Source organism: Mannheimia sp. (assembly GCF_056854775.1).
Genome location: NZ_JBXGGI010000022.1, coordinates 1 through 6142 on the forward strand (window position 1 = coordinate 1; position 6142 = coordinate 6142).

Sequence of the window (6142 nt, forward strand, 5' to 3'; positions counted from 1 at the left end):
ACAGTCCACCGTTCTACCGACTGAACTAAGGAGGAATAGATGGTGCCTCGAGGCGGAATCGAACCACCGACACGGGGATTTTCAATCCCCTGCTCTACCGACTGAGCTATCGAGGCAACGTCGTTGCGTGGTGCATTATGCTGATTTCAGTCCTCAACGTCAAACACTTTTTGCTGAATTTAAAAAAATGCCTGTTTAAATGTGCTTTTTTTATACTTTTAGGCTAAAAAACAACATAATTCACGCATTATCGAATATTTCGATATTTTTCTCTCGCTGTTGTTACTTTTCTTAAATAATTTCTTGCTTGAGAAGATGGGTGAGCGGTGGTTAAAATACGATAAACCGCATCGGCAGATAAATCGTTAATTCTATCAATTGCCTCATACTTATCGGAATCAAACACCCGCAATACCGCACCGGCTCCACTGTTATAGGCAGAAATCATTGCATAACGTTTTGCAACAGGGTCAGCAATGCCATCTAAGTATTCATCACGTAAAATAGTTAAGTAGAGCGTACCGGCATCAATATTATTTGATGGATTGTACAGATATTCACGGCTTGGTTGCCCCCCCATACCTTTACGGGCAAAAATATCACGTCCAGCAGTACGAGGCACAACCTGCATCAAACCAATTGCATTCGCATAGCTTACCGCATAAGGGTTGAATGCCGATTCCACTTCCATAATCCCTAAAATGAGGCTTGGCTCAATGCCATATTGTCTCGCCATTTTACGCACAAGCGGTAAGTATTGTCTTGCACGGACTTCAACGTGCCCTTCCACCATTTTAATCGCTACATACATCGCATTTCGACCGTTTTTTAAGCGACGAGTTTGGGCTTTATGTTGAATAAGATAGGTAGCAAAATCATTTGCAAGAGCGACATTAGTAATATCGCGACCGAATTGATCTTTTATCTGACCTTTTAAGAACGGATTTGTACTAATTGGCACATCGCCTGATGCAAACAAGTCAATGCCTTTAGGATCTCGACCCATTAATAAAGTGTGAACAATGGAGTTACGGAGATGATTTTGATCGCCTAAGGTCTCAATAGTAATCACCCCTTCTTCAAAGGAAATATGGCTACGAGTGTAGAATTTATCCGTATATTTTACGTAATCTTTTTTACTCGCCACTAAAAGCTCATTACTTCCCCAAATATCATCAATATTATGAGAAAACTGACCGGTTAAAATATCTAACCCATTAGTATCTTTTGAATAATCTACACGAGTAGATTTCGGTTTTTTACCACTGGAAGATTTATTGCTTCCACAGGCAATAAGAAAAGGAATAATTGCCAGCATTGGCAAATATTTTGCATATTTTTTCATTTTGAGTTTAACCTTGAATTATTCGATTGGCTTGTAGCCTTCAATGACGATTTCTTTACCTTCAAACAAGAAATTGACCATCTCTTCTTCAAGTAATTTGCGATGTTCCGGATTCATCATACTGAGTTTTTTTTCATTAACGATCATTGTTTGTTTTTTGATCCACTCAGACCACGCTTGTTTGCTGATAGTATCAAAAATACGTTTGCCGAGTTCGCCCGGATACAGTTGAAAGTCTAAGCCTTCGGCATCTTGTTTTAGGTATTCGCAAAATACGGTACGAGCCATAATCTAATCCTTAATTTTTGTTTGTTACGCTAAACGCCAGTTCATCTAAAATGCGTTTAACCGGCGTGGCTAAACCTATTTCATTATGTTGGCTGAAATCATACCAATAATCCGCCTCTGAAGATACAGTAGAAAGGTAATTTCCTGCGTTTTCTTCTGCTACAAGCGGTAAGATTTTAGCTATTTTTTGCACATTTAGATCTACCAAAATGGGGGTGATATCTAAATGAAAATGGCTGAATGTGTGTCTAAAAGTGGTTAATTGTTGCGAAATTTGCAAATTTCCTACTAAATCTGACCGCTTGAGTTCCTCTAAACTGCCAAATTGTGGAAAGGCAAATAATCCACCCCAAATACCTTTTGCTTCCCGCTTTTGTAATAACACTTTTGAGCCGTTTTTCAGAATTAAAAAATAGGCTTGGCGTTCGGGGAGCGTTTTCTTTGGCTTCTTGGCTGGGAATTTATCCCACGCTTGCATTGCATTTGTTTGGCAATGTTCTTGTAATGGGCAGAGCAGGCATTTTGGCTTAGAGCGAGTACAAATCATCGCCCCCAAATCCATCATTGCTTGGTTAAAATCAGCCACCTGTTCCGTTGGCGTAACACTTTCACTTAACTGCCAAAGTTGGTTTTCAACCGCCTTTTCGCCAGCCCAGCCTTCCACCGCAAAATAGCGGCTTAACACACGTTTAACGTTGCCGTCTAAAATCGGGTGCGGAGCATCTAACACCGAAGACAAAATCGCCCCCGCTGTACTTCTCCCCACACCGGACAATGCCAACACATCATCAAATGTTGTGGGAAACTCACCACCAAATTCATCTCGAATTTGAATTGCCGCTTTATGCAAGTTTCTCGCTCGTGCGTAATAGCCCAAGCCCGTCCATAAATGTAGCACTTCATCAATAGAGCCATTAGCTAAGTCAGTAACAGTTGGAAATCGTTCCGTAAAACGTGCAAAATAAGGAATAACGGTGGCAACTTGAGTTTGTTGCAACATCACTTCTGACAACCAAACTTTATACAAGGTTTTATTTTGTTGCCAAGGCAAATGTTTACGCCCGTATTGCTCAAACCACGCTAATACAGATTTTGCAAATGGATCAGACATTTTCGCTGTCGCTAACGGATATTGTGAAGAATTGCTATTCATTAAACATCTTGAAATCAAAAAAAGAAATCATCATACTGCAAGCGGTTGTTTTTGCCAAAAATTTTACATATCGAGGAAAAAATGAAATCTCCTATTCTAGGCTTCCACCACGTTGCTATTATTGTGTCGGATTATGAAAAATCCAAACATTTCTACACCCAGATTTTAGGTGCGGAAATTATTGAAGAAACCTACAGAACTGCACGAGATAGTTACAAATTAGACTTACGTTTTCAAGACGGCTCGCAAATTGAATTATTTAGCTTTCCGGTTACGCCACCTCGCTTTACCTCGCCTGAAACTTGCGGGTTACGCCATTTAGCATTCAAGGTGGAAAATATTGAACAAGCCATCGCCTTTTTAGAACAGCACAATTTGCCACACGAAGGCATTCGCCTTGATGATCTTACCGGCAAACGTTTCACCTTTTTCCGAGATCCCGACGATCTACCGCTAGAATTTTACGAGATCTAAAATGGTATATTTACTGATCGCAACCTTAATTTGGGCAAGTTCATTTATTGTGGGTAAAGTGGCGATTGCCGAATTTGACCCTGTGCAAATTATGCAAATTCGGCTGACGCTGGCGGCATTTATCGCTCTGCCGTTTTTTATGCGAGCCTATCGAAAAATTCAGCAAAATCAGCATATTAAAGTTTGGTTGATTAGTTTTCTTACCTTTCCGCTCTGTGTAATCTTACAATTTTCAGGCTTGAAATTAACTTCAGCGGCGAGTGCGGTTGCATTACTTGGGCTAAATCCGATTTTAACGGTATTGGTGGGCTATTTCTGCTTTAAAAAACGGGCAACAAGGCTGGATTTTATCTTAAGTTTGTTCGCTTGTGTCGGCATTCTAATTATGGCAGCAGGGAGTGATGATAGCGGTTCAATTAATATGCTGGGGCTATTGCTCGTAACGTTAGGCAGTTTGAGTTTTATTATTGGAATGTATCTCAGCAAAGACATTTTACAATCCGTTAAAGTTACAGATTTAACCAATATCACACTAGTACAAGGGGCAATTACCGCTTTACCCATCACATTATTCTTCGCCGAAGATTGGCAATTGCCAACCGGATTGTCGGCGTGGGCGAGTGTGATGTATCTCGGTATTATTTGTACCAGTTTGGCAATGTTGTTGTGGAACAAAGGCATTAGCCAATCATCCCCTATTCTCGCAGGCATTCTGCTTGCTCTTGAGCCTGTGTTTGGGTTATTAATGGCGTTACTCTTTTTATCGGAGCAACTGAGCCTTATCACTTGGATTGGTATTATTATCGTCATTTGCACAGCGTTACTTTCTGTTTTTCTGCCGATGATGAAAAGATACAAGCGGTCATTTTAAAAGGATTTTTTACTAATGCAATTTCCTCCTCTTTCTAGTGGCATTTTGCTTCGTCGTTATAAGCGTTTTCTTGCCGATATTCAGCTACCTCACGGTGATCAAATTACCATTCATTGCCCGAATACCGGAGCGATGACAGGTTGTGCTAATGTAGGCGATACGGTTTGGTTTTCCACTTCCAATAACCCGAAACGCAAATATGCTCACACTTGGGAGCTGACCCAAACGCAATCGGGCGATTTCATTTGCGTAAATACTTTGAGAGCTAATCAGCTTGTGCAAGAGGCGTTGGAAAATCAATGGATTAGCGAGCTTGCTGAGTATCAGCAAATTTTACCCGAGCAAAAATATGGAAATGAGAACAGCCGTGTCGATTTTTTATTAAAATCTGACCGCTTGCAGGATTGTTTTGTGGAAGTGAAATCCACCACATTGCTAATGGAAAACGGGGTAGGAATGTTCCCCGATGCGAAAACCGAACGAGGTCAAAAACACTTGCGAGAACTGGCAAATATTGCTGAACAAGGGCTACAAGCGGTCATATTTTTCGCTATTTTGCATACTGGCATTGAGAAGTTTGAAGTGGCAAAACAAATCGACCCTAAATATGCAGAATTGCTTGAGCGAGCTAAAAAACAAAATGTGAAAGTTTTGACTTATAAAGTAGATGTGATATTTGAAAACGGTAAGCCGTACGGAATACGATTAAATCGAAAATTGCAATAATCGGAAATAGCTTGTGTATAAAAGTACTTTTTCTATTATACTTCGCCCGAACATTTACTAGGAGAACTTATGCGTTCAGATAATTCACAAGTTTACGGCACAATCAGCCGTACATTACATTGGACAATGGCAATTTGCTTTGGTTTTATGCTTTATACAGGGCTTCAGGGAGAGGCGTTTCGTGAGTGGTTGCCTTATCACAAATCTGTTGGGGCAATTTTAATGTTGCTTATCGTTATTCGAGTGATTTGGGCGATCATCAATCGAAATAACCGCCCGGCACCTGATAATATTTTTGTTACACTCGGACATTTTGCACTTTATGTGTTAATGCTTGCTGTACCAACCATTGCTTTAATCCGCCAATATGGGGCAGCACGAGGTCCGTTAGACGTGTTTGGTGTGAAAGTGATGGAAGGCTCTACAGAAAAAATCGAATGGGCGATATCACTGGGTAATAACTTTCACGGCGAACTTGCGTGGGGGCTATTTGCGTTATCGGCTGGTCATATTGTGATGGCGATTTACCACCAAATCAAAGGTAAAAAGATTTTAAACCGTATGGCTCACTAAAATAAAAAAGAAGATGGCTTGAAGAAATTCAAGCCATTTTTTTGCAAAAAATTCAGTAAAAACGACCGCTTGTAATTGAAATGCAGAGAATGAGCCCCATATAAGCGAAAGTTTTCTAAAAAGAAGGATTTAAAATGACAACAATTGTATGCGTGCGAAAAGACGGAAAAGTAGCCATCGGTGGCGATGGTCAAGCAACACTTGGCAACTGCATTGAAAAAGGCACAGTGCGTAAAGTTCGCCGTTTATATAAAGACAAAGTGGTAACAGGCTTTGCCGGTTCAACGGCTGATGCCTTTATTTTACGTGATTTATTCGAGAAAAAATTAGAATTACATCAAGGGCATTTAGTGAAATCAGCGGTGGAATTGGCAAAAGAGTGGCGTACTGAGCGTGCTTTACGCCGTTTAGAAGCAATGATGATCGTAGCAAATGAAAGTGAGTTCCTGCTGGTTTCAGGTTCAGGCGATGTGATTGAGCCGGAACAAGATGTATTGGCAATCGGCTCAGGTGGAAACTACGCCAAAGCCGCCGCCCTCGCACTACTTCGCACCGAAAATAACCTCTCTGCGAAAGAGATCGTTGCCGAAGCGTTAAAAATCGCCGGCGATATTGATATTTACAGTAATCATAACCACGTGATTGAAGAAGTTTAAATTTTACTCCCCTTTTTTCTAAAAGGGGGAACTGTTTAAGGAAAAATATATGTCAA

The 6142-nt window shown here is 40.6% G+C and carries 8 protein-coding genes and 1 tRNA gene; 5 read left to right on the forward strand and 4 right to left on the reverse strand.

The window, feature by feature from the left end; all coding sequences use genetic code 11:
- Positions 1-40: 40 nt before the first annotated feature.
- From ACJHV0_RS02040 to mutY, 4 genes are all read right to left on the reverse strand, one after another.
- Positions 41-116: transfer RNA gene (locus tag ACJHV0_RS02040), tRNA-Phe, on the reverse strand.
- Positions 117-247: 131 nt separating this feature from the next.
- On the reverse strand, positions 248-1345 hold the full coding sequence (gene mltC, locus ACJHV0_RS02045) for a membrane-bound lytic murein transglycosylase MltC (protein ID WP_025235093.1): 1098 nt from the start codon (positions 1343-1345) through the stop codon (positions 248-250).
- An 18-nt stretch (positions 1346-1363) separates the two neighbouring features.
- Positions 1364-1633, reverse strand: coding sequence for an oxidative damage protection protein (locus ACJHV0_RS02050; RefSeq protein WP_025235094.1), 270 nt, complete (start codon positions 1631-1633; stop codon positions 1364-1366).
- A gap of 10 nt (positions 1634-1643) precedes the next feature.
- Complete coding sequence (gene mutY, locus ACJHV0_RS02055) at positions 1644-2786, reverse strand: A/G-specific adenine glycosylase (RefSeq protein WP_483133258.1); 1143 nt, start codon at positions 2784-2786, stop codon at positions 1644-1646.
- Positions 2787-2867: 81 nt separating this feature from the next.
- Between mutY and gloA2 the strand changes: the two genes are divergently transcribed.
- The 5 genes from gloA2 (at position 2868) to hslV (ending at position 6086) form a co-directional block, all read left to right on the forward strand.
- Positions 2868-3260 carry an SMU1112c/YaeR family gloxylase I-like metalloprotein gene (gene gloA2 / locus ACJHV0_RS02060; protein WP_025247064.1) on the forward strand — a complete coding sequence of 131 codons (393 nt, stop codon included), beginning with the start codon at positions 2868-2870 and terminating at the stop codon, positions 3258-3260.
- A 1-nt stretch (position 3261) separates the two neighbouring features.
- The gene (locus ACJHV0_RS02065) at positions 3262-4131 is read left to right on the forward strand and encodes a DMT family transporter (RefSeq protein ID WP_483133259.1); all 870 of its coding nucleotides are present in this window, start codon (positions 3262-3264) and stop codon (positions 4129-4131) included.
- A gap of 15 nt (positions 4132-4146) precedes the next feature.
- The gene (gene sfsA / locus ACJHV0_RS02070) at positions 4147-4857 is read left to right on the forward strand and encodes a DNA/RNA nuclease SfsA (protein ID WP_483133260.1); all 711 of its coding nucleotides are present in this window, start codon (positions 4147-4149) and stop codon (positions 4855-4857) included.
- A 69-nt stretch (positions 4858-4926) separates the two neighbouring features.
- Entirely contained in the window at positions 4927-5430 is a 504-nt protein-coding gene (locus ACJHV0_RS02075) for a cytochrome b (RefSeq protein ID WP_483133261.1), read from the forward strand.
- Positions 5431-5564: 134 nt separating this feature from the next.
- A complete protein-coding gene (gene hslV, locus ACJHV0_RS02080) occupies positions 5565-6086 on the forward strand; it encodes an ATP-dependent protease subunit HslV (RefSeq protein WP_025216430.1) in 522 nt (173 codons plus the stop codon).
- Positions 6087-6142 lie beyond the last annotated feature (56 nt).